Raw genomic sequence first — 22,936 nt, 5'->3', positions numbered from 1 at the left:
TCGCCAGTGGCGATGTCGATCGGGTCGTTGCAGGTGGTGCGCTTGTCGGCCGGGGTCTTGGTGTCGTTCGGATCGGACGGGCGGTTCGTCGTGTTCGGGCGGTCGGAGGGCTTGCCGTTCCCTGTCGTGGACGGCGAGGTGCTCGACGGGCTCGTCGTGCCGGACGGGGGGGTGGTGCCGGATGGGCTGGTGGTTCCGTCGGGGCCTTTGACGGTGGGTGTGTCGGGTGCGCCGGGGGTGCTGGAGGGGGTGGTGGTGCCGGGGCTGCTGGGGCTGTCGGCTTTGCGGCCGAGTTTGCCCAGCTGATGCAGCCCGGGTGCGCAGGTTTGAATCCTCTGAGATTCGGGTTGATCACGTGATCAGCGACAGGACCGACACCTGGACAGACCTGTGGTCGTCTGCGATCGGGGAACCGGGCGACCATCGGACACCACGACGACTTCCTCCCCTTCATTCGCCGTACTCGATGGAACCGTCGGCGCGTCCGCTCTCGGCCAGCCACCGGAAGGTGAGTGACGCGATCAGCAGCCAGCCAACGAGAACGCACATCTCCAAGCCGACCGACCCCAGGATCGCGCCCACGGGGGCACCAGCGAACAGGTCGCGCACGGCGTGCAGCCCGTGCGTCAACGGCAACACGGACGCCACCACCTGCACCGGCTCAGGCCAGAACGATGTCGGGACCTGCACGCCGCAGAACACCATCAGGCTCAGACTGGCAAGGTTGCCCACCAGGTTGCGCAGCTCCATCTTCCGCAGCACGAGGCCCGCGAGGGCCAGGCCGAAGCAGTAGGCGGACACCGAGATCAGGAGGATCACGGGGATGGCGGCGAGCATCCGGGACAGCGGCACACCCAGGCCGAAGAGCGGTCCGAGCACGAACAGCGACACCGAGGCGCACACCGTGCCGTCGACGATCCACTGCGCGCTGCGCCCGGCGAACACCACGAACGGGTGGCTCGCTGAGGCGATGAGCAACGGCAGCGTGCCCGTCTGCCGCTCCCACGACGTCGATGCGCACACCAGCATCGACACCAGCACAGCGATGAAGACCGCGTTGCCCACCAACAGAAAGCGGGTCCGCTCCGGGGAGTCCAACAGTCGACCGATGATCGCGAAGAAGGCGACCTGCACGATGATCCGCGTCAGCCAGGCGAACCCCCACGTCCACCACGTGTAGATCGCCCGGAAGTCCGCCAGCGCACTGATGAGCGCCCCGCGCAGGACGCGGGCGTTGTCCCTGATCACGCGAATCCCATCGTTCCATCGGCGCGCACCCGGTTCACGATGCGGGAGAGCGCGTACAAACCGGCGAGGTAGGCGGCCACGCCGAGTCCGAGCACGACCCCGACGCGCAGGGCGGCGTCGGGGACGGGGGCACGTTGCAGGCAGTCCCGGATCAGGTCGGTCGCCCAGGACAGGAAGATGACCCTGGCCAACGGTTGCAGCCATTCCGGAAGCAGCGCCACGGGTACGACGGCACCGCTGAGCAGGTAGAACGGGTACGACAGCGAGTTCTGGAACGTGCGCGCGGAGCGGGCGAGCACGAACAGCCCGGCGAACGCGGTCGCCGTGCCCACCATCGCGACGGTCGTGGCGACCAGCGTGCTCACGAAGACGCCGAGGTGCTGGACCTCCGGGCGGACGCCGAAGACGAGCCAGGCCACCAGCACGCTCTCCCCGAGCGAGAGCAGGCTGACCACCGTCGTCGTCACCGTCCGCCCCAGGACCACCGCCGTCAGCGAACCGGGCGCGGCGACGAGCGCCTCCAGTGATCCGTTCTCCCGTTCTCCGGAGACGACCTCTCCGGAGACGAGCAGCGCCATGTTCCACACCGCGATCACCGTGGCGGCGACGACGGCGTGGGGAGCGAGGTCCGCCCGGCCGGCCGCGACCATGATGGAGACCAGCGCGAGCGTGAACAGGGGCACGGTGATGAGCGCGTGCAGGTCGGCGAGGCGACGCAGCACCAGCGCCTGGAACACCACCGCGGCGAGGAAGGTCCGCATCACCGCACCCGGCTGCCGCGGTCACCGATGACGTGCAGGTAAACCTCGGTGAGCGACGGTCGACCGGTGCTGATCGCTGTCACCCCCGCCGCGACGAGCGCGCGCAGCACCCCGGCGGTGGCGCCTTCCGCGCCCGTCTCCACCGTCACCTCGCCCGCGACGGTGGTCACCGCGGTGACACCGGGCAGCTCGCGGATCGTCACGACCACCGGTTCGGGCACGTCCTTCGCGACCACGCGTTCGTAGGCGCCCAACCAGCTCCCGATGGTGCGCGGGTCCTCCGTGGCGACGATCTTCCCGTTGTCCACAAGGGACACCCGGTCGCACACCGCCTCGGCTTCGGCCATGTCGTGCGTGGTCATCAACACCGTCCTGCCCTCGGCGCGCAATTCGTCGACGAGCTTGCGGAAGTCGTGCGCGGCCACGGGGTCCATGCCCACGGTTGGCTCGTCGAGGATGACCAGGCGCGGGTCTCCGATGAGCCCGCGCGCCAGGTGCAGGCGTTGCTTCATGCCGCGCGAGAAGCGCTCGACTCGTTCGTCGGCACGGTCGGCGAGCCCTACCCTGGCCAGCAGCCTCTCGGTCCGTTCCCGCCCGACAGCGGACGGTTGGCGGTACAGGGCGGCCCAGTAGCGCAGGTTCTGGCGTGCGGTCAGCCGACCGTACAAGCCCCGCTCGCCGCCGAAGACGATGCCGATCAGGCCGCGCACGGCGCGGGTGTCGACGACGACATCGTGTCCCAACACGTGCGCGGACCCCGACGTCGGCAGCAGCACCGTCGACAGGATCTTGCACAGCGTGGTCTTGCCGGCGCCGTTGGGGCCGAGCAGCCCGTGCACCTCGCCTTCCCCGACCGCCAACGAGAGCCCGTCGAGCGCGACTCGCGGCGGTGTGCGTCCGGTCTCGTAGACCCTGCGCAGCTCGACGACTTCGACCGCGTTCACGGACGTGCCCCCTTGGCGTCGAACCGGGCGAGTTCGGCCAGCGCGGCGTGGTAGTCGTCCTCGTCGACCAGCGGGTCGTCGACGGCCATGAAGTCGCCCAACGGTGTGATCAGCAGTGCCCCGCCGGCGTAGCGGTGGACGTGGACGCCGGGCAGCCGCGAGCGCCATGCGGTGCGACGCAACAACAGTCCGCCCACGACCCGGCCCGACGCGAGCGCTTCGCCGATCCGATCCACCTCGGCGGGCGCGGGTGGTGGCTCCCACGCCGCGCGGCGGGTGCGTTCGTCCTCGGCCGCGCTGCGCAGGCCGGGGAGCGCGGGCGCCAGCGCCCCGAGCACACCGGCCTCGTCGGCCCGGTCGAACAGCTCGACCAGCTCGGGGGCGAGCAGCAGGCGGCGAGCCGCGTCGACGAGGTCGTCGACGGCGAGCCGCTCGACGCCGCCGACGACAGCGATGTCGAGCAGGTCCTTGGCGGAGAACGGGCGCTGGAACCGCTCCTCGCCGAGCGCCAGCAGGTCCGCCACCCGGCGATCGGCGGGTAGGCCGGAGCGAACGGGAACGGCCGCGGCGTCACCGGCGAAGGGCGTCGTGCAGATCTCGACCTTGAAGTCGTTGTCCAGCACGGGGTCGTCGGCTTGCCACTCGAGCACGACGAGCACGCCGCGCTCGGGCTGCCCGAACAGCGAGAGGTTGATCGTCTCGACCGGGTGCCGGTCGAGCACGACGGCGGCAGCCCTCCAGAGCGCCGCCTCGTCCGGCACGATGAAGTCGATGTCGCCCACCGCGCGGTCCACGCCGTCCGGGTACAGCTCGGCCAACGAAGGACCCTTCACGACCCGGCCCCCGGTCGCGGTGACCATCGCGTCGACCGTGCCGGCGTACTCGGCCTTGCGCGCCCTGGCGCGGCGCAGCTCGTCGCCGGAGCCGCTGCCGAGCGCCACCCCGTCGCGGGCCAACAACGACAGCACCGTCACGGGCAACGACCAGCCCTGTTCCCGTGCCGCACGCAAGAGCAGGCGCGGGTGCTCATCCGGGTCCACGCCGAGCAATCGGGCGCACAGCGCCAGGTCGAGCGTGACGTGGTCGGACCTCGTCGAGGTTGTCATCGAGAACCCTCCGGACGGACGACTGCCAGTAGTTCCTCGCGCACGTGTGCGGCGGCGTCGGCGACTTCGTCGGCCGTGACCGCGCGCAGCCGGTCCAGCTCGTCGTCCACCGACCAGTCGGCGGCACCGTCCAGGACGCGGTCCGCGGTCGTCCGGGCGAGCCGCGCGGGGTCCTCCGCGTCCAGCAGCAGGCCGGTGCCGACGCGGCGCACGGTGGCGGCGAGTGCCGCGGGTGCGACCGCGCCGCGAGCCACCCGATCGAGCACGTCGGTGACCGCCTGCACCACCCGCGGCGCCGTACCGGGCTCCACGCCCACCAACACGCGCCAAGCCCCCGCTTCCCCGTACCCGCGGTCCCAGGTCTCGAACGAGTGCCCCAGTCCCAGCACCCCGCGCAGTTCCCGGAACAGCAGCGACGCGGACGACGTGCCGAGCAGGTGGGTGAGCAGGTCGAACGCCGGTCTGCGGCGGTCGCCTGCCGCCGGCGAGCGCGCGCCCAGGCACAGCCAGCCGAAGGTGTCCGGCCAGATCGGCTCCGCGTGCCGCGGCGGGCCGAGCGGGGTGGGTGGGCGGACAAGGGCCGGTTCCGCGCCGTGGCCGGGTGCGTCGGGGGTTTCGGGTCCGACGACGACGAGGGCCGCGCGGCGGCGCGCGAAGACTTCGGCGTGGTGGGCGCGGAGGTCGGCGAGGTCGGTGCCGGTGATGCCGGCAGGGGTCCCGCCCACCGGTCTGCCCAGCGGGTGATCGGGGAACAGCGCGTCGAGCACCGCGTGCTGTGCGGCCTCCACGGGGTCGGCGTCGCCCCCTGCCAGTTCGTTCACCACGACCGCCCGCTCCGTGCGCAGGGTGTCGGCGTCGAACCGCGGTCGCAGCACGGCGTCCACCAGCCGCTCGACGGTGTCGGCGGTGTCCTCGGCCGCCACCTGGGCCGTGAATCGGAGGCGGTCCAGCCCGGTCTCCGCCGTCACCTTGCCCCCGTCGTGCTCGACGTGGTCGAGGAACGGGGTGCCGTTGACGGTCGGCGTGGTCATCAGGAGGTGCTCCAGCAGGTGCGCCAGACCACCGCGCTCCTCCGGGTCGTCCCGGGAGCCGCAGTCGACGGTCAGGCAGATCGCGGACGTGCGCAGCCGCGCGTCGGTCACCGGGTGGTAGCTCAGCCGGGTCATCGGACCGCCCCGGTGGGTGCGGTCAGCGGCAGCGACCAGTAGCCGAGGTCGGGCAGCCAGCCCTTGGCCAGCAGCGCGGTGTGGACGGCGTCGGCGGCGTCACCACCGCCGGACACGTGACCGCGCAGGGGTCGCCCGAGTTCCCGGGCGGTGCGGACCGCCACCGAGGTCAGCGCCGAGCCGCCGCCGCTGCCCTCCGGCAACAGGTAGAGGTCGAAGAGCTCCAAGCGCTCGTCACCGGTCAGTTCGTCCACATCGGACAGAAGCGTGACGTGGCCGACGAAGGCCCCGTCGCGGTGCGCCACGAAGACGGCTCCCGTGTCGACGGCCGCCTCGTAGATCGCCCCGGCGTGCTCGCCGAAGACGTCCGCGGTGACCGTGGCGCCCGGGTACCCGCGGACCAGCGCGCGGACCAGCAGGTCCTCGACGCCGGCGCGGTCGCCGGGTCGTGCCCGCCGCACGGTCCACCCCGGTGGCGGGCCGGTGAGCGCGATCTCCGGCCCGGCGACGACGTAGCGCATGTGCGGTCGCGCGTCCCGGTGCACCGGTGTGCGGCGCGCCGCGAGCAGCAACTCGTCGCAACCGGGGTGCCGGTCGCGGGCCACGCGCAGCACTTCGTCCACCGCCTCGGCCGGCAGCGGAGCGTGAGACGGGACCGGGACGACGAGCACGCGCGTGCGCCCGGTGATCTCGTCGTCCGCTCGGGTCATCACCATCGGCACGCCACCGACCAGCGGTACGAGATCGGCTTCCACGAGCGTCGCTGCGACGTGCGGGTGGACACGCGCCCGGATCAAGTCCGTGATCAGCGGTGCGGGATCGGTCGAGGACATCGCTCTCCACAGTGGGTGTGGGGGGCGGGAATGCGCGCCCACCCCCCACGGCAATCACTTCTTCTTGACAACGACCTTCGGACGCAGCGTGGCAACCATTTTTCCTCCTTCGGTTTTCGCGGAAACCCCTGACGATGTCGACGGGCCGAGAATCACGGCCCCGACACCACAAACGCTAGAGGAGGCGAAGCTGGTCCGGCAAGAGCAAAACATGTCGATCCCGGACGGAAATGGAACCTGTCTTTTTCGGGCAGCACGAATACCACCCCGGGAACATTCGGGGTGGTATTCGCGGCAAGCGGACGCGGCTTCCGCGTACCGGAAGAGCCTCGGTCAGAAGGCCGGAACGGCTGCCGCGGTCGGCGGCGCGCACCCTAGTCGGTGCATCTGTTGGAACCGCCCGCTCCCCGCAGCGACAGGGCGTAGTTCTGCTGCCTCTTCAGGGCGATGTCTTTCCAGTCCGACCGGACCTCGTAACCACCGATCATCGCCTTGTACGCGTCCGTGGGTGCCGGCACCCAGAAGAACGAGAACTCGTCCTGTAGGTACCCCAAGGCCTCGTCACGCCGGCTGTAGCGGCTGATGACGTCGAGGAGGAAGAACGGATCGGTGCCCGCGAACCCGATCCCCAGCTCGGCGCAGTGCTCGGAGACCCGCTTGACCCGCCGCACCACGGCGTCCGCGTCCGGTTCACCCCGTCGGCGTCGCGGTACTTCCACCACCCCGAGTCGAAGCCGGTGAGCTGGATGCCGAACGAGCCGGGATCGCGCGCGATCGGCGTGTCGGGCGGCAGGTAGAACGGGTTGATCCGCACGGAGTGGATGGCGGCCGCGTTGCGGTCGAGGAAGCGGATCGTCTCGTCGATGTCGGACTCCTCCTCACCGGGGAAGCCCACCAGGAAGTTGACGTGGTTCCAGATGTCGGCGTCGGCGGCGGCGTGCAGCGTCCGCTCCATCGTGGGCACGTGGTAGTCCTTGCGCATCAGGTCGAGCAAGCGCTGAGAACCCGATTCGACGCCGTAACGGGCGAGCCTGCCGCCCACCGCACGCATCCGCGCGAGGTCGTCGGGCTCCAGCCGGTCGGCGCGCACGTAGGTGAACCAGTCCGCGCTGTCACAGCCTGCGTCCTCCATCGCGTCCAGGAACCGCAGCATGTACTTCCGCGACGGGTTCAGCTCGTTGGTCATGAAGTTCAACTGCCGGACGCCGTGCTCGATCAGGCCCTCGAACGACGACACCGCGGTCTGCGGCGGCGTCAGCACCGCCTTGCTCCCGGTGGCGACCCTGCAGAACGCGCACCGGAAGTTGCACTGCTTGTCCCAGACGTAGAGGTGGGCACGCCGGACGGGGCGTGAGTCGCGGTAGGTCGCGGCGCCGAAGGCCTCGTAGCGGTCCCACCGCACCCACGAGTAGTCGGGTTGCGGCGGCAGGCTCTTCGCCGCCACGACCGGACCGGCCACCGCGCCACCGGAGGTGGTGGTCACCCCGTTGGGTATCCGCTCGGGCGAGGTCCGCCGGGCGAACGCCTCGACCGCGTCCCACCCGTCGCCCACCACCACCGTCACGGAACCGAACGGCGCGAGGGCCTCGCCCACCTCGTTCGCGGAAGCCGGGGTGAAGAACTGGCCACCGAACGCCACTCGACACCCGTTGGCCAGCGCCACCCTGGCCAGCAGCAACGCGGAGGCGACTTGCTCGTAGCCCATCACCGAGATCGCGATGTCCTGGGTGGCGCCGCCGTCGATCGCCCGCCACAGCTGCGCGCCGTACTCCGCCACCTCGTCGGAGAGGTTCTCGCGCAGCACGGTGTCGCTGTCCACGCCCACCTCGTACAGCAGGCAACTCCGACCCGCGAGGCGCTCCCACGCCAACTCGATCTCGAGGTCGTAGGCCTCGAAATCGACCCCGGCGCTCGCCAACTGTGCTGCCAGCACGGCGATCCCCACGGGCGGATAAGGCACGATCCGGCGCGCCGAAGGCGCATAGACAAGACGCATTTTCCCCCCAAGTCAAAGGCAGAACGGCACCCGCGGAACTCGACTCCTCGGCACTCTCACAGGTAGCGCCGGTAACCGCGAGCGGATTGCGCGAAGCCGTGCCCCTCGTAGAACGAGTGAGCTTCTTCCCGCTTGGCGTTGGACAACAGTTGCACTTTGTAGCAACCGCACTCCCGAGCCCACGAAAACGCGGTGTCGAGCAACGCCGACCCCACTCCCCGGCGACGCGCGGCGGATTCGACCACCATGTTCTCCACGAGCATGAACGGCTGGGCCCCGCGGGTCAGGTTGGGCACGACGATCGTGTCGATCGAGCCCACGAGGTGCGCGCCGGCTTCGGCGAGGAACACACGCCTGCCTTCCTGCGCGACCACCGCACGCCACACCGAGCGCAGCCTGCCGGGCTCAGGCCGGTCATCCTCAGGCGCCAACGCCCACAGCAGGTCGAACAGGCGCTCCGGGTCGTCGTCGGCGTTCGCGACCCGGATCCGGACCTCCTCAGCCACCGACGACCTCCGGCACCCCGGCCAGGTGCGGGAGGGCCCGCAGCACGGCCTGCCGCATGTCCTGCGCGACCTCGTCGGGCGACTGGTTGCCGTCGACCACGCTGAAGGTGCGGTACTCAGGCAACGACCGGTAAGCGTCCTGGAACGCGCGCAGGAACTCCATGCTCTCGCTGTCGATGCCCCGGGCCTCGATCCGACGGTGCGCCTCCACCGGGTTGACGTCGAGGAAGATGGTGAGGTCCGGGACGGGCAGCGCGGCGTTGATCCTCCTGAGGAACTCCTCGTTGCCCGCGCCCTGGGCCCGTGCGGCGGCGTACTGGCAGTAGGTGTAGCGGTCGACCACCACGACGGAATCCGACGTGTCCAACGTCCTGCGCAGCCGTGACAGGTACGCCAGCTTGGCGCATGCCGAGATCAGGCGCATCGTGCCCACGCCCAGCATGTCGTAGTGGTCGGCGAAGCCGTCCTCGCGCGCGATCTCCGTGAGGACCGCGCGCACCGGCGCCAGCGACTGGTTCGGCAGCACCTCCACCGGGACCGCTCGTGCGCCCAGCCACTTCCCCAGCTCTTCGACCTGGGTGGTCTTGCCGGCGCCGTCGAGGCCGACCACCACGACGAGGGTGCCGCGCCTGCTGTTGTGCCGCGGGTTCACCGCTCGGCTCCTCTCTCCTCACCGAGTAGGGCGAGGACCTGCGCCAACCGACGCCGGTAGTGCTCGATCTGGCCGACCCGCACGAACTCGTTCGGCTGGTGGTTGCGGTTGTCGGGCAGGCCGCCGGCCACCACCACGCAGCGCTCCGGGGGTGTCCAGCGGGCGCCGCCGAAGCGTGACGAGAACGGCGCGGGGTCCGGTGAGCACCCGGCGTCGAGGACCACCGTCCTCCGGCCCCACACGGGGTGCAGCACCGAGTGCCGCAGCCGGTGCGGCCGGCGGACCAGGAACCGGTCGACGTGCTCGGCTGCGGGACCGGGGAACCGCCAGTCGAAACGCACGTCCACGCTCTGGAGGCTCAGCGAGCGCACCGAGTCCTCCGCCACGATCCCGGTCACCGTGAACCTGCCGGGTAGCTCGGCCACCTCGCCGGCGAGTCCGCTCAGCAGGCCGAGCACATCGCAGGTCGACCGCGCCGGGTGGCTCCGCGGCGCACCGGTGTCGAGGGTGAGGAACCCGTCCACCTGGCCGACCATGCCGTTGAACACGTCGTGGCCGTCCCGACTCGAACCGTCGCACACCACGAGCGTCCGCGGTCGGTGCTCCTCGATGAGCGCCGCCGCGTCCGCGCAGCCGTCGGTCTCCTCGCAGGTGTCGATGACGACGCAGTGCCGCTGCGGGTCGGCGACCGCGAGTGCCGTGAGGAGCTGGAACTTCGAGTCGGACACGCCGAGACCGACGAGGGTGTCGTCGACGGGGGTCAGCCGCCACGGATCCGTTCTCCACTGCGCCAAGGGCTCCGCGGGCTTGGTGTCCACGTGCGTGTACAGCCAGGTCGGCGACGCGGTGTCACCCACGACGAACACGCCCTCGCGCACCCGCCGCGCGCCGAAACGGGCGAAGAAGGTCTCGCACCGGTCCAGCGCTCGGGGCGGCATCGGGCTCACCGTGTCCAACGAGACGAGTTCGGCGAGTGAGCCGAGCAGTTCGGTCGTCGGCGGGGTCATGCCGAGCGCTCCTGGACGGGCACGCTGAACGACACGCCCGGTGGCGTGACGAGCACGACCGGACGAGCCGACAGGCCTTCGGCGTACGCGCGGTTGCGCACCTGGTAGCAGTGGTGCCACCGCCCGGTGTGCCGATCCAGGTCAACGCCCGCGCACACCAGCCTGCCGTGCCGCGCCGCCCGCTCGCGGTCGGCTTCGCCGACCAGCACGTCGACGTACCAGTCGTCCGCGACCTCGCCGCTCGTCAGCAACTCGGCGAGGGGCGCCAACCCGACGGCCCGGGCACGCCTGCGCCGCCGGTCGAGGCGGATACCGGCCGCCGCCGGCTCGCCCACCTCGGCGCGGCAGTTCGTGAAGACGACCGAACTGCCCCAGACACCCACACCGCTGACCCCGCGCCGGTACCCCAGCCGCACGGCGGTCGGTCGCAGCCCGAGCCCGAATTTGAGCCGCTGACTCCGCGCGTCCTCACACACGCAGCTGCTGTAGCAGGCGAGACCGGCCGCGCTCGCGTGGTCCAGCCGCCGCTGCTCCAACCCCGCGCCGACGCCCCGGCCGCGCCAGTCCGCGGCCACGAGGAAGTTGGCCAGGTGCGCCACTCCGGCGACGGGTTCGTAGGCCGCGTATCCCACCACCCGATCGTCCTGCACCGCCAGGAACCTGGCCAGCCGGACGTCGCCGAGGGACGACGTGTAGTGGTAGTCCGCGTAGCTGTCGGCGAACAAGCGGCGTACCGATCGCATGCGGTCGAGCGGGAGCACCCCGCCGCACTCGTGGGCCTCGAACCGCATCAGGCGTACTGGTCCTGGTCGAAGAACATGCCGTACTTCATCCCGATCTCGGCGAGTTCCGCCTTGACCAGGGGGGAGTAGAAGTGCACGCTCAGCTCGTCCCCGAAGAAGTAGCCCAGCTCCGTCGGTCGCACGGCGGTGTCCGTGACCTCCAGCAAGCCGTGGCGGACCGCGACGGAGATCTCCTCCGCGTACTGGTCCATGCAGTCCACGCCGAACTTGGCGTGGAACGCCTGCCGGTCGATGCCGCCGCTGGTGTGCACGCCGAGGACGAAGGACTTGCGCATGATCTCGTCCTTGTCGAGCACCCGGCCCATCCACACGGGGATCTCCCCGTCGCGCATCCGGGCGCCCCACTCGCCGAGCGACTTGGTGTTCCAGTAGAAGGTGGAGTTCAGGAAGCCGTACGCGCCGCAGCCGGCGCTGAGCAGCTGTGCGCTGGAGACGCCGCGCTTCTGCTCCGGCTGCCGTTGGGTCTTCTTGCGGTCGCTGACGTACTTCTGGCTCGTCACCCGGAGGTACCCGGCGTCCTGCATGAGCATCGAGTGCGCGAGCTGCATCTTCAGACCGTCCTCATAGGACGGGTACAACTCGGCCTCCAGCTTGGAGATGCGCTTCATCGGGTGCAAGCGGAGCCGGTAGACGGTCACGGACTCCAACTGCCACTTGGCGATCTCGTTCAGCGTGTCGACCCAGGACGCCAGTGTTTGAGCGGGCAACGCGTAGATCAGGTCGGCGTTGACGTTGTCGAACCCGGCGGCGCGCACGTTCTCCAACGACCGCAGCGTCATGTCCGAACCGTGCCGCCGGGCCATGACCTTGAGTACCCTGTCGTCGAGGCTCTCGACGCCGACGCTGATGCGGTTCACCCCACCGTCCCGCATGGCCTTCAGCTTGTCCAAGTCGTCGTGGACGGTCTCCGGAGCGCACTCGACCGTGATCTCCAGGTCCGGGGCGGTGTTGAGGGAGAACAGGTACTTGAGGATCTTGTCCATCTGGTGGTTCTCGAGGATGGACGGGGTTCCGCCGCCGATGTGGACATTGGAGATGACGGCGTTCGGGTTGTACCGCGCCATCTTCTGCTCCAGCTCCCGGATCAGCAGGTCCGGGTAGTCTTCCTTCGCGATCGGCGAGTTGCCGTTGTCCACGACCTTCGCGAAGTAGCAGTACGAGCAGATGCCGCTGCAGTACGGGATGTGCAGGTACAGGCTGACACGGTCGCGGACCGGCTCCCACTCGGACGGGCGGAAGATGTCCTCCGAGGTGATCGGCTTCAGGGTGCGCACCGGCGGGTAGCTGTAGATGAAGCAGTAGTCGCCCCGCTTGTCGAATCCCGCTTCCGACAGCCCCGCCCAGTCGATGGAGCGGTACGCGGTCTCGATGCGGTCGCTCGTGGCCGGGTCGAGGACCAACTGGTCGTTGTCCTCCTTGATTCGGCGACGCAAGTCCCGTGCCGGAATGTACGAAACCATCTAGGCCCCCCTGAGGCTGAGCAGTTCGGGATGACGCGGTCACTTCACCGCGATGACAACTAACCGAGTTCAGTCGGCACGCCTAGGGGAGCCATCGCACTGCGCGCGACAGCGAATACCCCACGTTGACGCGCGGGAAATGTCGAAACCCAAAGGTCCGGTGTTGGACAACCCGGCGATGCGGCCCCTACCGATGAGCGATCCGCCTACCGCCGACCCCATCTGTACACAGGTGTTCGGTCACGCCGGACAGCAGAAAAGACAAGCAACTTGGCCCCCCAAGATGCCATCGTGGCCCGTGTCGAGAAGATCGACACAGTGACCTGGCTTCGCATTGCTCTGGCGCAAGCCCCCTCACGCCCCGACGCCCGAAGCTAGCAGCAGTCGCGCGCCGGCGACAAGGATCTTCTCAGCGGTCGGACGTCGATGTGTCGAACGCACTGTTCATCCATCGACTATCACCGATTCGGAGGTACCGCGCGCTTCGATGCGACTCGCCCGCGCAGATGGATTCGAAATACTTTCGACGTCGACGGGCTGCGTGAGCGGTGTGCGTGGAGAACTCGGCCAGGCGGTGCCAAGCTGCGTCTCGGGCAGGCTCTGTGATGCCGTGCCGTGCCGGATCCTCGGCGAAGGCGTGGACGACGTCGTGCGCGTGGTACCAGTCGGCGTCGCCTCGGGTGAGCAGTGACGACTGCTCCAAACCACGCAGGACGGTCCTGGCATCGCGGACCGGTGTTCCGGCGAGCGCGGCGGCGGCTTCCACGCTGATGTCCGCACTCGGGACCAGGCCCAGTAGGGCGAACATCTCGGCGTGACGCGGGTTGAGCGCGCGGTAGGACCACGACGGCACAGCCTTCACGTCGGTGCCCGGTTCACCGTCCTCCAGACCGTCGAGCCCGGACTCGCGCAATTGTCGACCACTGTGCTCAACGGCAACCGGATGCGCCGCAGCCGTCCCGCCACGACGCTCAACGCCAGCGGAAGGCCGCCACAGCAGAGGAGCAGCGCTCGGACGGCCTCGGGCTCGCGGGCGAGCCGGGCGGATCCCAGCCGCGTCGCGAGCAACCCACGCGCCTCCCGGTCGCGCAGCGCATCGAGCACGAGATGCCGTGCTCAGGCGGCGCTGATCAACCGGCCCGGCCTGCGCCGGCTGGTGATCACCACGGTGCATGTCGGAGATCCGGGCAGCAGCGGCGTCACCTGGTCGGAGTCGGCCGCGTTGTCCAGGACGACCAGCATGCGACGCCGGGCGACCAGCGTCCGGAACAAGGTCCGCACGGTGTACGAGGTCGATCTCGGCATCCACGTGTCCACCGTCGAGGCCCACCTGCCCAGCCGCGGCGACAAGATCTACTTCAACGCGACCGTCGACCTGGAGTGGAAGGTGGCCGACCCCGCGCAGGTCGTCCGGGCCGGCGTCACCGACGTGCGCAAGGTTCTGTCCCCGCGCCTTCTCGCACGGCTGCGGGCGGTGACGCGCAGGTTCGACATCGCGGACGCCGCCCAGGCCGAGAACTGTGCGAACGAGGAGCTGGACGACGACTCGCTGGGCGCGGACTGCGGCTTGTGGGTGCGGCCGCACGTCCGCTTGGCGATGGACGACACCAGTCTCGGGCAGTCGGACATCCAGCGGAAGGTCGACCACTTCCGAACGATCATCGCCGAAGGCGACTTCGACCAGTTCGCGTTGCAACTCACCCTGAAGCCCCAGGACATCGACTCCGTGGTCAAGGTCCTCGTGGACGAACGGGACAGCCGCCTCCGGGCGACCTTCGACTTCATGAACCGCCTGCTCGAATCCGACGCGCTCGACCGCTGGCAGATCGACGACCAGGTGCGGACCGCCCTGCAGATGGCGCAGGAGTCGATCTTCAGGGTGCTCACCGGCAGCGGGCAGCCGCGCCTGATCCCCTCCGGCGAGGCGATCAGGGAACCGGTGACCAGCGGCAACGGCAGTGCGAACCTGCCGTGACCCTCGCCGCGCGGATCGTCGGCCCGCTCGTCCCGTCGGGTGTCCTATTCGTCGCGGCCGTGGTCGTGTGCGCTTGCCTGGCCACACGCTGGGCGGTGCCGTTACTCCTGCGCTTGGCGGCGTCAGTACTGCGCGGTGCCATCGCCGTGGCGGCCTTGCTGCTGGTCTACCCCGAGTACCGTTGGAGCACCCGACGGGTTGTTCGCTGCAGCGTTGTCGCTCGACCTCATCACGCCCTGGTGACGGGAGGCGGTAACCCTTCATCGTTGTGGTGCGAGAACTTCCCGTGGACCACTATGGCCCACCCACGCTCGACCCATCCGCCGCGTCGCTCACCGCATGACCGCATGTCAAGGACGTCGACAAGGAGGAGTGGGCGGAGGAGAGTTCGTTGTGCCGCAAGGAAAGGCTCCTTCGCTGTACTGCGTCCAACGGAGCGGTTCGGCTCTGTTCAAACAGTTTCCGCAGGTCAACGCATGGTCAAGGCGATCCTGGGGCCAAGCGGTCGCAGGTTCGAATCCTGTTGTCCCGACGGTCGCAGAAGGGTCGCTGACTCAGGCGTGATGACTGGTCGGCGGCCCTTTTGCATTGGTTGGTATGGATCTTGGTAGTGATCTTCCCGGCGACTGTTCCCGGTAGGACTCGACGTGTTCGTCGTGGCGTCGGTGGCGGAGGTGGATGGTGATGGCGCGGGTGGTGATGGTGTCGGGCATCCGTCCGGCCAGCGCGGCGGGGGCGAGGATGGGGAGGCGTTCGACCGTGAACCCGCTCGCCGGGTCGCCTTTGGTCTTGGGGGTGGTGGCGGTACGCGAGCTGGTCTGCGATGCCCGCAGGGACCACGAGCGCGACCGCCCCACCCCTCGTCGTCAGCCGGGCCATCTCGGCGACGGCTCGGGCGCGGTCCGGGAGGAGCATCAGCGCCATCTGTGACAGCACGCGGTCGAAGGCACCCGCCGGGAACGGCGAGTCGGTCGCGTCGCCGCGTTGTCAGGACAGGCTTGGGCGCAGGCGGCGCGCCGCGGTGAGCATCGCGTCGTTGAGGTCCAGGCCCACGGCGGGCCGCGTCCGGGAAGCGGTCGGCCGCGGTGCGCGTGACCATGCCGGTTGCGCAGCCGACGTCAACGAACGCCGGTGCGGGGCCGACGTTGACGTGAACGGTCGTGGGCGTCGACGAGTTGTTCCCCACCTGCGGTGTCGGCGACTTCGGTGATGTCGGAGCCGCTCGACGCACGCTGCTCGAGCGCGGGCGGAACTGAGCGGTGTAGCGATCGGCCCGGTGACGGCGGTGGGCAATGCGCTGGGGATCGACATGACCACGGCGACGGCCGCGGCCGGACTCAGCGGAGGGTGAGTGGTGTCTCGGCGTCGACGTGGGTCAGTTTGTGCGGGTTGCGGACGAAGTAGAGCCCGGTGATGCGGCCGTCCTCGACGCGCGCCGCGAGGACACCGTCGAGTTCCCCGTCGACGTAGAGGGCCAGTGCGGGGGCGGCGTTGATCGCGGTTGGGCGGACGGTGAGCGCGACGTCGTGCTTGGCGAGGCCCTTGACCACGAACCGCGCCACCCTGTCCGCGCCGATGACGGGCCGTGGGGTGGCTTGCCTGATGCCGCCTCCGTCGCTGATCGCCACCACCTCGGGGGCGAGGACGTCGAGCAGGCCCTGGAGGTCCCGGGTCTCCAGCGCGCGTCGGAACGCGTCGACGGCCGCTTGCGCCTCGCGTGGGGTGACGGTGCGGCGTGGTCGGCGGGCTTCGACGTGGCGGCGGGCGCGGTGGGCGAGCTGGTGCACGGCGGCGAGGGACTTCTCCAGCGCGGCGGCGATCTCGTCATAGCCCAGTCCGAACGCTTCGCGCAGCACGAACACCGCTCGTTCGGACGGGGTCAAGGTCTCCAGCACGACCATCAGCCCCATCGACACGCTTTCGGCGAGTTCCACGTCGGCGGCCAGGTCCGGAGTGGTGAGCAGCGGCTCCGGCAGCCAGGAGCCCACGTAGGCCTCCCGCCGGCGTTTCACCGATCGCAGCCGGTTGAGCGCCTGCCGGGTGGTGATGCGGACCAGGTAGGCGCGCGGGTCGTCGACGTGCGCCGTGTCGACACCGACCCAGCGCAACCAGGTTTCCTGCAGGACGTCGTCGGCGTCGGCCCCGGATCCGAGCATCTCGTAGGCGACGGTGAACAGCAGGTTGCGGTGCGCGACGAACGTTTCCGTCGCCGCCAGGGTCGCTCGGTCGCTGTCGCCGCGGTTCGCCGGCCCGCCCGTGGCCCGCCGGGCCGCACCGGCTTTGTCTGTGGTGTGCAATGGGTTTCTCTCCTGGACAGCGTCTACTCGGTCGGAGTCGTCACGTTCCCGCTTCGGGCTCGCAGTAGGGCGGGCCGGTGTTCACCGTCCTTGGGCCAGTGGTGCGAGCCGGGCTTGCGCGCCTCGGTCACGAGGTGCTTGACGCTGGCGGCGCACGAGAACTCCTTGAGCTTGCGGCCCAGGAACCCGGTGAAGTAGAGCCGTTTCGGCGTGTCGTCCTTGTGCAGGAGCTGGAAGATCCCGGCACCGCGGCCGAAGCTGAAGCACATGGCCGGGAACGCCAGGTCGATCGGCGCGGGCCGCTCGCCCGCGATCCGGGCCAGCACCGTGTCGGCGGCGTGGGCGCCCAGGCAGCCCGCGATGTAGGCACTCATGCGGAACGGCAGGTCCGAGGGCGCCGACGCGTCGCCCGCCGCGACGATGCGATCGCTGTCGACGCTGGTCAGCGTCTCGTCGGTGCACAGCCGCCCGGCGGCGTCGGTGCGCAGCCCGCTGCGGTGGGCCAGGTCGGGCACGCCGAAACCCGCGGCCCACACGGTCACCTGACTGGGCAGGGTGCGGCCGTCAGCGAGTTCCACCGCTCCCGACCGCACCGCGGTGACCGACGTGTCCGGGCCGTCGATCACCTCGACGCCCAGGCGGGTCAGGTACTCGCGGGCGGTGCGCCGGGCGCTCGGGTGCAGGTTCGGGCCCAGGACACCGCCGCAGACCAGCCGGGCACGCCGGCCCCGTTCGGCGAGTTCCGCCGCGGTCTCGATGCCGACCGGACCGCCTCCGACGACCGTCACCGCGGCCGTGGTGGGCGTGTCGGAGAGCACCGACCGCAGCCGCCGCGCGTCCTCCAGGGTCGCGACCGGATGAGCGAACTCGGCCGCGCCCGGCACCCGCGGTCCGCCGCCGGCACTCCCCACCGCGTAGACCAGGTAGTCGTAGCCGATGCCGCCGCCCTCGGCGAGGGTGACGGTGCGCGCGGTCGCGTCGATACCCGCCGCCGTGCCGACCACCAGTTCGACGCCCTCGGCGAGTACCTCCCGGTAGTCCACGACCGCGTCGTGGGTCCCGCCCACGAACTGGTGCAGCCGCAGCCGCGGGACGAACACGCGCCGCGGGTTGATCACGGTCACCGTCACGTCGTCGCGCTGGGTCATCCGATTGGCCGCCATCACCCCGGCGTAACCGCCACCGACCACGACCACCTCGATCCTCTTGTCCACGGTGTCTCCTCCGATCCGAGTGGGCTGGGCACAAGACACCGCGTCGACACCGGATCTGACACCGTGTGATGCAGGACACGTGATCGTTCCGCTCGGTCAGGAAATCGCGACCGGCGGTGTCTTGTGCCCGACCGGTCACACCGTCGGGAAGCCGCCCGAGTCACCCCGTCCCTGGAGAAAACCCATGAATCTCGCCCTCTGGATCGTCGCCGGGCTGCTCGCCGCCCTCGCCCTGTTCAGCGGCGCCACCAAGGTGTTCCTGCCCAAATCCAAGCTGGACGAATCGACGGATTGGACCGTGGCCGCGGTGGGCCTGGTCCTGCCCGCGGCGCTCGGCATCGCGCCGGTGATGGTGCCGGTGACCGCCATCTGCTGGGTCCTGTTGATGATCGGCGGGATGGTCACCCACGCCCGCCACGGGCACTACAAGAACGTCGCGCTGTGCCTCGCCCTCCTCGCCGCGGCGGCCTTCGTCGCCTGGGGCCGCTTCGGCTTCGAGCCGTTCACGGGCTGAAGTGCGGCAGTCCGGCCTTGCCCTTCTGCCGGGGTCGGGGTCGGCCGTGTCGCGAAGTGGCGACGGAAGGCTTGCTCGGCGTCAGCGGAATCGACAGGCCCGGATGATCTCCTGCGAGCGGCCGGCGACCTGAGCGCGTGCCGTGGCGAGGGTGGCCCTACCAGGGCTCGAACGCGCACAGCGTCATCGCGCCCACCGGCGACCACTTCGGCTTTGTCAGGGGAGTGCAATCGCAGGAGCGAGTGGAGAAGTTCCTTGTGCCGCAACGGTCGTCCTGTTGTCGCTGGGCTGCTTGATCCACGGCCGTCCCGCCGAGGTGCGGAACCGGAGGCGTGTCGCGCGGGTTTGATCGCGAAACCGGGCCCTCCGACCCGGAAGCGCCGGGCTGGATCAAGCTCACGACGTGGCGCAGCCGCCGGATGAGGTTGGAACGGCTCACTCAAGCCGATGCTTCGAGCGATCCGACGCATCCGTTCCCGCCGCAGGCCGCGTCGCTTCCGACCCCGCGAAGTTCCACGCGGACAAGGCCTACGACATCGTCCACCTCCGCCGCTGGTTACGCGACCGCGCGGTGTAGTGAAGCACTCGTCGCTGTACGAGTCATCGTGTGGCTGCTCATCCGGCGACCGGTCGGATGAGGGTGGTCACCTCGACGGTCGCGCCGCAGTCATGGACATCCCATTTTCGCCGCGTCGTCGTTGGTAGCCCGACGGTCAGGTGGATCAAGTGGCCGGAGGGGCCACTTCGGCGTGGAAGGGGGTCGGATTGTCGGGGAGGCGCATCCCGCTGCCGCCCGAGCCGTAGGCGTGGGCGTGGTTGTTGCGGGAACCGAGTGCGGCGGTGGTCCGGGTCGTGCAGGGTGCTCGTGGATGGCGAGGGTCACGCGGTACAGCGGGATGACCGGTCGAGGACCCCTGCTGCGGTGAATGCGCTGGCGGGGCGTTCCGCGCGGTCGGCATCACAGCGGCGTCCGGACCGGCTGCGCGTTCGAGTTGCGCCGCCTCCAGCATCGGATGGCGCGTCGGATGTCGCCGATCGCGGCGCTGCGATGTCCGCCGCCCGGGTGGTCGTCGAGCGGGTGGTCACCGGTCGGGGTGAATGGAAGGATTTCCCGTGACCGGGGTGATCGTTCGCAACCGGGGCGGCGACGTCCAGGTCGGCAACTCCCGAATCGAGGCCACTTACTCGTGGTGTGCTGCCGGGCCAAAGAGATGAGGGCGGTGTGGAAGCAGACCTGGGGGACGCCGTCACCGTGATCCGCCGCCGCACCGATGTCGTCTTCGGGTCCGTGCTCAGCGTGGTCCTGGTGGCCTTCATGGTGTGGGCGCTGACCGACCCCTATCCAGGCAGTGACTTCGCGGACCAGGTCGAGTTGACGGTTATCGCGATGTTGTCGGGCTGGCCCGGTGTGCTCGCCACCGTCCATCCTCGGGTGGAGGTGCGCGCACGAGGCCTGCTGGTGGTCAACTGGTTCACCAAGAGTCGGATCCCATGGTCGGCGATCGAATCCGTCCTGGTGGAGGGTCGACTCGTCCTCCTCCTGCGCGGCGGGCGACGCATCGACATCGCCGCCGGCGCGGGTTCGCTCGCCAGTGCGGTGACGGGATACCGGATGCAGGCACGCATGAAGCGCCTGATCGAGGACGCCCGGCAACCGGATCCCCGCGATGACGGGCAGGTACGAACTCAACCGGATCTGTGGCCGGTCCCGTTCCTCGTCGCGTCGACGGTGTTGCTTCTGATCGGTTGGTTGGCAGTGGCGTAGCTGTCGCGTTGATGTGACGAGGCTTCGCGGAGGGCGGGATGTGCGGCGGGCGTCGATGCCGAGTGACCGGAACGTGCCACCGCCGCCCTCCGGCCTGTTCGTCGCCCTAGCCTCGGGCTCCCCGACTGGAGGAGTGGCCGCATGGGCTGGGAGATCGGCATGGATCCCGACGCCACCGAGCAGGCGTTGGCCCGTGTCCAGGCGTTGGAGGAGGACACCGGCACGGTGTGGCGGCGGTTGCGTGGTGAGGTCGCCGGGCAGGAGGAGGGCATCGGTCACGGTCGGTTGGCGCAGGCGTTCCGGCCGACCTACACACCGTTGGCCGACCCCGCCCGCGTGCTCGCAGACTCGGCACTGGCGCAGTTGGAGGCGTCCTTGCACGGCGGCCGGGTGTCCGTCCAGCGCTACCGCGAGGCCGATCAGGCGGCGGCTGGTGGCTTCCCCCGTCCCCGTTAGGAGAGTCGTGATGACGATCGCCGAGCCGTCGGGCGAACTGTGGTCGAAGGTCAAGCCGCACACGGAGTGGCCCGACACCGACGAGGACATGATGGGCCGCCTGTTCTTCGCCCTCGTTGATTCCGCCGCCGCGTTTCGTGGCCTCACCAAAGCCGACGTCGACGCCGTCGCGGTGGCGTGGTGGGACGAGGCCGGCGTGGACATGGCGCGCACCCTCAGGTGGCAGATCGCCGCGGTGTCGGATGTCGCCGACCGCCTGGACAAGCTCGGTGGTCTGGCGGGTGCGTTCGCCGTAGACGTCAAGGATGCCAAGAGCTACATCAGCTCACGCATCCCGGCGGCAAGAACCCGTCCACGTTCTACAACGATCTCGGCGCCTATTGGGTGCCGCGCAACGACGAGCAGAAGGCGGCGGCGCTCTCGACGTCCCCGCCGCTGCAGGCGCTGGTGCCGCTGAGCAACGCCGTTCACGACGGGATCGCGGAGGACAACTCCGGCCAAGCCGCGCGTGACGAGGCGCGGGCACGGGCGCGGCTGGGGGTGCGGTGACCGTGCGACCCGAGCTGAGCGGCCTGGAAGGCCTGGCCGAGGGCATCCGCGCCTTCCGCGACAAGCTCGCCACCGTCCGTGCTACCGCCCGCTCGCGGGACGGCCTGGTGACCGCCACCACCAGTGGACGGGGCGAGTTGCTGGACCTGGTGATCGACCCCCGCGTGTACCGGCACCCCGATTCACTCGGGCTGGCGGAGTCGGTGACCGACGCCGTGCACCGGGCCACCGAACAGGCGCAGCGCGAAGCGTTCGCCCTCGCCCGCCCGTTCTTGCCGCCCGACGCCCGCCGGGACGACACTGACCTGGACTTCGATCCGGCGTTGCACCAGTTCGACCGTCTGCTCGGCCGCGGCTGAACGCTTCGAGCCGCGGCCGTGGTCCGAAGTGCCGGGATGCGAATCTGTGCGCATGGTGCGGAGGAAGAAGTCGGCGGACGCGACGGTGTTGGACGTGGCTGATGTCGCCGTGCGGGCGAGCCGGGATGCGGGGGGTGTTCCGCCGGATCTGCTCGACGGTTATCTGGAGGCGTTGGTCGAGGTCAGTGCGAGCGGTGGCCGGTTGACGCGGGGGTATCTGGAGTCGCGGCGGGCGGTTGGTGCGGTGGCGGTGGAGCGCGGGGTGTCCATGCGGGAGGTCATCGACCTCTACCTGAGTGCGACGTGGTTGGCGTGGCCGTCGTTGCCGGGGGTGCGCGGGTCGACGGGTGCGGAGATGTCGGGTGTGGTGGGGCGGGCGGTGTTCCGGGCCGCGGACGCGGCGGTGGGGGCGTTGGCGGAGGGGTACGAGGAGGCGCAGCGCTGGTCGTTGCGGCGGGAGGAGTCGTCGCGGCGGGAGTTCGTGGACGACCTGCTCGACGGTCGCCGGCTGGACGACCTGGTGGAACGGGCGGAGCGACTGGGGTTCCGGCTGTCCGGGAGGACCGTGGTCGCGGTGGCGACCGCCCGGGAGTCCATCGTGGACGGTGGGGTGGCGGCGCGTCGGGTGGAGGACTCGGTGCGCGGCCGGGTCGACCGCCGGGACGTGCTGGTGACGACCAAGGACGGGATGCTGGTGTGTGTCGCGCCGGACACGCTGATCGGGTTGGTGGAGGAGTTCGTCGGGCAGGTGGGTGCGGCGTTGGGCGAGGACGCCGGGTGGCGGGTCGGGGTCGGGCGGGCGCAGTCGGGTCCGGGTGGGCCGGTGCGGTCGTTCGGGCAGGCGCGGGACGCGTTGGAGGTGGCGGCGCGGCTGGACCTGCCGGGGCGGGTGCACCACGCGTCGGACCTGTTGGTGTTCCCGGTGCTGATGCGGGACCGGGCGGCGTTGGCGGACCTGGTGTCGGCGGTGCTGTCGCCGTTGGAGCAGGCGCGGGGTGGCGGGGGAGTGCTGGTGGAGACGTTGGCGGCGTACTTCGCCTGCGGTCGGGTGGCGACGGAGTGCGCGCGGGCGCTGCACATCGGGGTGCGGACGGTGACCTATCGGCTCGACCGGGTCGAGGAGTTGACCGGGTACTCGGCCGACGACCCGATCCAGGGGCTCGCCCTGCACGTCGCCGTGCTCGGAGCGAAGCTGCTCTGAGATTGCCGGAGGTCGGCAAACAACGCGCGGTTTCCTGGCCGATCACGGTCGTTGTCGGCCGGTTTGTCGCGCGGCAGCATTAGCGCCACGCCGACGCGGGGGTGTCGGTGGCGAGGACCGGCCA

The 22,936-nt window shown here is 70.1% G+C and carries 25 protein-coding genes; 8 read left to right on the top strand and 17 right to left on the bottom strand.

What is annotated here, in order from left to right:
• Positions 1-6 precede the first annotated feature (6 nt).
• The gene (locus tag DFJ66_RS12450) at positions 7-306 is read left to right on the top strand and encodes a hypothetical protein (protein ID WP_121220956.1); all 300 of its coding nucleotides are present in this window, start codon (positions 7-9) and stop codon (positions 304-306) included.
• 144 nt (positions 307-450) lie between these two features.
• Here the strand turns inward: DFJ66_RS12450 and DFJ66_RS12445 are convergent, their stop codons facing one another.
• The 14 genes from DFJ66_RS12445 to DFJ66_RS42130 all read right to left on the bottom strand — a co-directional run bounded on the left by DFJ66_RS12445 (position 451) and on the right by DFJ66_RS42130 (position 13,787).
• On the bottom strand, positions 451-1,248 hold the full coding sequence (locus DFJ66_RS12445; protein WP_170199318.1) for an ABC transporter permease: 798 nt from the start codon (positions 1,246-1,248) through the stop codon (positions 451-453).
• Complete coding sequence (locus DFJ66_RS12440) at positions 1,245-2,009, bottom strand: ABC transporter permease (RefSeq protein ID WP_121220954.1); 765 nt, start codon at positions 2,007-2,009, stop codon at positions 1,245-1,247. The genes DFJ66_RS12445 and DFJ66_RS12440 overlap by 4 nt, the downstream gene beginning before the upstream one ends.
• Positions 2,009-2,953 (bottom strand): ABC transporter ATP-binding protein, encoded by a 945-nt coding sequence (locus tag DFJ66_RS12435; RefSeq protein WP_246029719.1) that lies wholly within the window; start codon positions 2,951-2,953, stop codon positions 2,009-2,011. Before DFJ66_RS12435 ends, DFJ66_RS12440 begins: the two co-directional genes overlap by 1 nt.
• Positions 2,950-4,059 (bottom strand): nucleotidyltransferase family protein, encoded by a 1,110-nt coding sequence (locus tag DFJ66_RS44140; RefSeq protein ID WP_246029718.1) that lies wholly within the window; start codon positions 4,057-4,059, stop codon positions 2,950-2,952. The genes DFJ66_RS12435 and DFJ66_RS44140 overlap by 4 nt, the downstream gene beginning before the upstream one ends.
• Positions 4,056-5,225, bottom strand: coding sequence for a M16 family metallopeptidase (locus tag DFJ66_RS12430; protein ID WP_121220949.1), 1,170 nt, complete (start codon positions 5,223-5,225; stop codon positions 4,056-4,058). The genes DFJ66_RS44140 and DFJ66_RS12430 overlap by 4 nt, the downstream gene beginning before the upstream one ends.
• The gene (locus DFJ66_RS42660; protein WP_170199317.1) at positions 5,222-6,058 is read right to left on the bottom strand and encodes a GNAT family N-acetyltransferase; all 837 of its coding nucleotides are present in this window, start codon (positions 6,056-6,058) and stop codon (positions 5,222-5,224) included. The genes DFJ66_RS12430 and DFJ66_RS42660 overlap by 4 nt, the downstream gene beginning before the upstream one ends.
• 484 nt (positions 6,059-6,542) lie before the next feature.
• Complete coding sequence (locus DFJ66_RS12420) at positions 6,543-8,003, bottom strand: B12-binding domain-containing radical SAM protein (RefSeq protein WP_170199315.1); 1,461 nt, start codon at positions 8,001-8,003, stop codon at positions 6,543-6,545.
• A gap of 107 nt (positions 8,004-8,110) precedes the next feature.
• Positions 8,111-8,560, bottom strand: coding sequence for a GNAT family N-acetyltransferase (locus DFJ66_RS42655; protein WP_170199313.1), 450 nt, complete (start codon positions 8,558-8,560; stop codon positions 8,111-8,113).
• Positions 8,553-9,212, bottom strand: a complete 660-nt coding sequence (locus DFJ66_RS42650; RefSeq protein WP_170199311.1) for a dTMP kinase — start codon at positions 9,210-9,212, stop codon at positions 8,553-8,555. Before DFJ66_RS42650 ends, DFJ66_RS42655 begins: the two co-directional genes overlap by 8 nt.
• Complete coding sequence (locus DFJ66_RS12410) at positions 9,209-10,219, bottom strand: M20/M25/M40 family metallo-hydrolase (protein WP_121220943.1); 1,011 nt, start codon at positions 10,217-10,219, stop codon at positions 9,209-9,211. Before DFJ66_RS12410 ends, DFJ66_RS42650 begins: the two co-directional genes overlap by 4 nt.
• Positions 10,216-11,010 (bottom strand): GNAT family N-acetyltransferase, encoded by a 795-nt coding sequence (locus DFJ66_RS12405; RefSeq protein ID WP_121220941.1) that lies wholly within the window; start codon positions 11,008-11,010, stop codon positions 10,216-10,218. The genes DFJ66_RS12410 and DFJ66_RS12405 overlap by 4 nt, the downstream gene beginning before the upstream one ends.
• Positions 11,010-12,455 (bottom strand): coproporphyrinogen-III oxidase family protein, encoded by a 1,446-nt coding sequence (locus tag DFJ66_RS12400; protein WP_170199309.1) that lies wholly within the window; start codon positions 12,453-12,455, stop codon positions 11,010-11,012. Before DFJ66_RS12400 ends, DFJ66_RS12405 begins: the two co-directional genes overlap by 1 nt.
• A 436-nt stretch (positions 12,456-12,891) precedes the next feature.
• Entirely contained in the window at positions 12,892-13,395 is a 504-nt protein-coding gene (locus DFJ66_RS12395; RefSeq protein WP_121220937.1) for a hypothetical protein, read from the bottom strand.
• A gap of 203 nt (positions 13,396-13,598) precedes the next feature.
• Positions 13,599-13,787, bottom strand: a complete 189-nt coding sequence (locus DFJ66_RS42130) for a hypothetical protein (RefSeq protein WP_147459219.1) — start codon at positions 13,785-13,787, stop codon at positions 13,599-13,601.
• On the opposite strand from DFJ66_RS42130, the gene DFJ66_RS12390 reads away from it, so the two are divergent.
• Positions 13,765-14,457: a hypothetical protein gene (locus DFJ66_RS12390; RefSeq protein WP_121220935.1), complete on the top strand. Its 693-nt coding sequence runs from the start codon at positions 13,765-13,767 to the stop codon at positions 14,455-14,457. The two genes, DFJ66_RS42130 and DFJ66_RS12390, sit on opposite strands and share 23 nt — an antisense overlap.
• Positions 14,458-14,937: 480 nt before the next feature.
• Here DFJ66_RS12390 and DFJ66_RS45420 read toward each other — a convergent pair whose 3' ends face one another.
• The 3 genes from DFJ66_RS45420 to DFJ66_RS12370 form a co-directional block, all read right to left on the bottom strand.
• Positions 14,938-15,381, bottom strand: a complete 444-nt coding sequence (locus DFJ66_RS45420) for a hypothetical protein (RefSeq protein ID WP_397556258.1) — start codon at positions 15,379-15,381, stop codon at positions 14,938-14,940.
• Positions 15,382-15,794: 413 nt separating this feature from the next.
• Positions 15,795-16,673 (bottom strand): RNA polymerase sigma-70 factor, encoded by an 879-nt coding sequence (locus DFJ66_RS12375; protein WP_281276699.1) that lies wholly within the window; start codon positions 16,671-16,673, stop codon positions 15,795-15,797.
• A gap of 104 nt (positions 16,674-16,777) precedes the next feature.
• Positions 16,778-17,968: an NAD(P)/FAD-dependent oxidoreductase gene (locus DFJ66_RS12370; RefSeq protein WP_121220931.1), complete on the bottom strand. Its 1,191-nt coding sequence runs from the start codon at positions 17,966-17,968 to the stop codon at positions 16,778-16,780.
• Between the two features lie 79 nt (positions 17,969-18,047).
• Here DFJ66_RS12370 and DFJ66_RS12365 point away from each other — a divergent pair, with 79 nt between their 5' ends.
• The 6 genes from DFJ66_RS12365 (at position 18,048) to DFJ66_RS44980 (ending at position 22,812) form a co-directional block, all read left to right on the top strand.
• The gene (locus DFJ66_RS12365; protein ID WP_342776951.1) at positions 18,048-18,482 is read left to right on the top strand and encodes a DoxX family protein; all 435 of its coding nucleotides are present in this window, start codon (positions 18,048-18,050) and stop codon (positions 18,480-18,482) included.
• A 1,222-nt stretch (positions 18,483-19,704) separates the two neighbouring features.
• A complete protein-coding gene (locus tag DFJ66_RS12360) occupies positions 19,705-20,247 on the top strand; it encodes a PH domain-containing protein (RefSeq protein ID WP_121220926.1) in 543 nt (180 codons plus the stop codon).
• A gap of 141 nt (positions 20,248-20,388) precedes the next feature.
• On the top strand, positions 20,389-20,703 hold the full coding sequence (locus DFJ66_RS12355; RefSeq protein WP_121220924.1) for a hypothetical protein: 315 nt from the start codon (positions 20,389-20,391) through the stop codon (positions 20,701-20,703).
• Positions 20,704-20,713: 10 nt separating this feature from the next.
• Positions 20,714-21,160: a WXG100-like domain-containing protein gene (locus DFJ66_RS12350; RefSeq protein ID WP_147459218.1), complete on the top strand. Its 447-nt coding sequence runs from the start codon at positions 20,714-20,716 to the stop codon at positions 21,158-21,160.
• 88 nt (positions 21,161-21,248) lie between these two features.
• Positions 21,249-21,611 carry a YbaB/EbfC family nucleoid-associated protein gene (locus tag DFJ66_RS12345; RefSeq protein ID WP_121220920.1) on the top strand — a complete coding sequence of 121 codons (363 nt, stop codon included), beginning with the start codon at positions 21,249-21,251 and terminating at the stop codon, positions 21,609-21,611.
• Positions 21,612-21,663: 52 nt separating this feature from the next.
• Complete coding sequence (locus DFJ66_RS44980) at positions 21,664-22,812, top strand: PucR family transcriptional regulator (protein WP_121231061.1); 1,149 nt, start codon at positions 21,664-21,666, stop codon at positions 22,810-22,812.
• Positions 22,813-22,936: the final 124 nt, after the last annotated feature.

The organism is Saccharothrix variisporea (assembly GCF_003634995.1).
GTDB lineage: Bacteria > Actinomycetota > Actinomycetes > Mycobacteriales > Pseudonocardiaceae > Actinosynnema > Actinosynnema variisporeum.
Note: the sequence above shows the minus strand (reverse complement) of the source record. Positions and strands in the feature narration are given on the sequence as shown.

What these genes read in the sequence shown, in the direction of transcription:
- DFJ66_RS12440 (WP_121220954.1), bottom strand. Translation starts at nt 2,009, where the DNA reads ATGCGGACCTTCCTCGCCGCGGTGGTGTTCCAGGCGCTGGTGCTGCGT.
- DFJ66_RS44140 (WP_246029718.1), bottom strand. Translation starts at nt 4,059, where the DNA reads ATGACAACCTCGACGAGGTCCGACCACGTCACGCTCGACCTGGCGCTG.
- DFJ66_RS12430 (WP_121220949.1), bottom strand. Translation starts at nt 5,225, where the DNA reads ATGACCCGGCTGAGCTACCACCCGGTGACCGACGCGCGGCTGCGCACG.
- DFJ66_RS42660 (WP_170199317.1), bottom strand. Translation starts at nt 6,058, where the DNA reads ATGTCCTCGACCGATCCCGCACCGCTGATCACGGACTTGATCCGGGCG.
- DFJ66_RS12410 (WP_121220943.1), bottom strand. Translation starts at nt 10,219, where the DNA reads ATGACCCCGCCGACGACCGAACTGCTCGGCTCACTCGCCGAACTCGTC.
- DFJ66_RS12405 (WP_121220941.1), bottom strand. Translation starts at nt 11,010, where the DNA reads ATGCGGTTCGAGGCCCACGAGTGCGGCGGGGTGCTCCCGCTCGACCGC.
- DFJ66_RS42130 (WP_147459219.1), bottom strand. Translation starts at nt 13,787, where the DNA reads ATGCCGAGATCGACCTCGTACACCGTGCGGACCTTGTTCCGGACGCTG.
- DFJ66_RS45420 (WP_397556258.1), bottom strand. Translation starts at nt 15,381, where the DNA reads ATGGCGCTGATGCTCCTCCCGGACCGCGCCCGAGCCGTCGCCGAGATG.
- DFJ66_RS12355 (WP_121220924.1), top strand. Translation starts at nt 20,389, where the DNA reads ATGGGCTGGGAGATCGGCATGGATCCCGACGCCACCGAGCAGGCGTTG.
- DFJ66_RS12350 (WP_147459218.1), top strand. Translation starts at nt 20,714, where the DNA reads ATGACGATCGCCGAGCCGTCGGGCGAACTGTGGTCGAAGGTCAAGCCG.
- DFJ66_RS44980 (WP_121231061.1), top strand. Translation starts at nt 21,664, where the DNA reads ATGGTGCGGAGGAAGAAGTCGGCGGACGCGACGGTGTTGGACGTGGCT.